At 58.0% G+C, this 2,050-nt stretch carries 4 protein-coding genes; 1 reads left to right on the top strand and 3 read right to left on the bottom strand.

What is annotated here, in order from left to right:
* Window positions 1-342: TatD family hydrolase (locus tag ACH2EH_RS05775; RefSeq protein ID WP_395139805.1), on the bottom strand; the 342-nt coding region annotated here is incomplete at its 3' end.
* Window positions 343-420: 78 nt separating this feature from the next.
* On the opposite strand from ACH2EH_RS05775, the gene ACH2EH_RS05770 reads away from it, so the two are divergent.
* Window positions 421-825: a hypothetical protein gene (locus ACH2EH_RS05770; RefSeq protein ID WP_395139803.1), complete on the top strand. Its 405-nt coding sequence runs from the start codon at window positions 421-423 to the stop codon at window positions 823-825.
* A 26-nt stretch (window positions 826-851) separates the two neighbouring features.
* On the opposite strand, the gene ACH2EH_RS05765 is transcribed toward ACH2EH_RS05770, so the two are convergent.
* Complete coding sequence (locus ACH2EH_RS05765) at window positions 852-1,847, bottom strand: hypothetical protein (RefSeq protein WP_395139801.1); 996 nt, start codon at window positions 1,845-1,847, stop codon at window positions 852-854.
* On the bottom strand, window positions 1,844-2,050 hold a 207-nt coding region (locus ACH2EH_RS05760; RefSeq protein WP_395139799.1), incomplete at its 5' end, for a hypothetical protein. The genes ACH2EH_RS05760 and ACH2EH_RS05765, both read right to left, overlap by 4 nt.

Here is a 2,050-nt window from a genome sequence, read left to right as displayed (position 1 = left end):
AAGCTGCGCTCGAAACGCCTCATACTGCAAGTCCCGTGGCGAGAGATCCCGATAGAAATCCAGCCCGATCTCTCCAATCGCCAGCACTCTCGGATGCGTCGCCCAGGTTCTCAATCGCTGGGCAATCGCCTCGCTCCAGTGCTTCGCATCATGAGGGTGTACTCCGACAACGGCCCAAATCCTAGCATCTGTCTCAGCCAGCGCAACGGCTTTCTCCGAGGATGCTTCGTCAAAGCCGACGACCACAAAATCAGTGATACCTACTGTTGTGGCGCGTGCTAAAACACCGGGCAGGTCGCGCTCCAGGGTGTCGTTGTTAAAGTGAACGTGCGTTTCAATCATAGGGTTTCGATTACTGTATCGTGTGGCAGTAGGAAAAAGAAAGGAACTCGGAGCGTTTGTCTTGCATACGAGAGTACTATGAAGAAACAAGTCGGCCTCTGGATTGACCATAGAGAAGCCTTTATCGTTTTTATCGAATCCGGCGTTGACGAGGCGCACCACATCGAGTCTCCACACCACATCGAGTCTGGGGTCGGGGGCCATGTTCGGTTTTCGGGCCGTCACGCCGCCGAAGATGGCTCGGCAGACAACCAGCGCGACAGGCAGTTCGCCTCCCATCTGAGCAAGTACTACGATGCGGTCATCGCCCAGATTCACGAAGCGGAGTCGGTCTTTCTCTTCGGCCCGGGCGAGGCAAAGGGTGAGCTGAAAAAGCAGCTTGTGGCGCACGGGCTTGGGGAACGTATTGTTGGAGTGGAGACCACCGACAAGCTCACCGAGCACCAGATCACTGCCAAAGTTCGGCTGCACTACCAGATCTAAAACGGCACTACCGGCCCTGAAAACTTCTATCGGAGAGCGGAGAGCAGTGCTTGCATAGCCTTGGTGTCGGGTATCGGCACGACACTCTCTATCGTTACAGGGACGCCCTCGACGCCACACGCCTTGGGGTCATTGAGTGCGCCCGTGGCAGATCGAAAACCGTGGCGCTCCCAGGCGAGCTTCTGAATCTCTGGGTCTTGGAGTGCCACGATAAGCTTCTTGCCGTTTGTGGTGAGGGCCAGCACGGGGTGGCTGCTCCAGACAGTCGGTTTTGGGTAGAGCACCCGGAGCTGGCCCTTCTGTGCGGCGTATTGTGCGGGCGCGGTTCGGGCAAAGTCAATGAGCTGGGCTTCGTAGCCTACGATAACCGGCTTGTCGCCGATGCCCCGGCTCACGTACTGCGTAAACAGCGTGTCCGAGCTGCTCTCCTGAAAGCCCTGCGCCGTGATGAGCGTCTTGACTTTCTCCGTGCTTCCCGTGCCCAGCACCGTCTGCAAAAGCCCGGCGTAGAGGTTCCCCGATGACGACTTCAGCGGGTCGGTGGTGTAGAGCACCACTTTCCCATAGAGCTCGGGGAGTCCCAGCTCTTTCCAGGTCTTGCCCGCCGCTGCCGCATCTACGAGCCGTGGGAAGTCCAGCTTCTGTTGTGTGAGTGTCTGGGCCACTTTGGCCCAAGTATAGAGCACTAGCGGCGAGTTGAGAACATTCTCGCTCGCCACCAGCGGCTTTCCCGTTTCTTTGTAGAGCGCAAGAGCCACCGACGACGAGGGCCAGAGAAAGTCTTTGCCGCTCGTGTCGGACTCCGTGACCATTTCGAGTGAGCCGCGCTTGTCGGCTTCGAGCACCAGTCCGTGGCGCTCCTTGAGAAGCTTCTGAAACTCTGGATCCGCCAGAAGTGTGGTCTTCTCGCCGCCCACGAAGCCACGTAGAACCGTGGGGGCGGTGCTGGATTTTTTTGCCGTCAGAAACGCGGCTGCTCCCACCACGGCGAGCAATAAAATCAATCCTATAAATTTTTTCATCTGTGTTTGTTCTCCATTTTAGGTTCGGGGACAAGCTCAAGAAGCGTTTGTCGGAGGGCGATAAGCTCGCTCGCAAGCGCCCGGTCATCGTTGCGGCGATGGGCTTCGGCGAGGCGGAGCAGGCGGCCCTCGACCAATTCGAAGAGCGTCAGAAGCTCGGTGCGGGCCTGGCCGGTGGGATTTATCCCGAGTTTGTAGGGCTC

Origin of the sequence: Armatimonas sp. (assembly GCF_043760365.1) — a bacterium.
Classification (GTDB): Bacteria; Armatimonadota; Armatimonadia; order Armatimonadales; family Armatimonadaceae; genus Armatimonas.
The sequence above is the reverse complement of the archived record's forward strand: the minus strand, read 5'-3'. Positions and strand labels throughout refer to the sequence as shown.

Bases quoted from the DNA above. Each gene is read 5' to 3' on its own strand.
- ACH2EH_RS05765 (WP_395139801.1), bottom strand. From the start codon at position 1,847: ATGAAAAAATTTATAGGATTGATTTTATTGCTCGCCGTGGTGGGAGCA.
- ACH2EH_RS05770 (WP_395139803.1), top strand. From the start codon at position 421: ATGAAGAAACAAGTCGGCCTCTGGATTGACCATAGAGAAGCCTTTATC.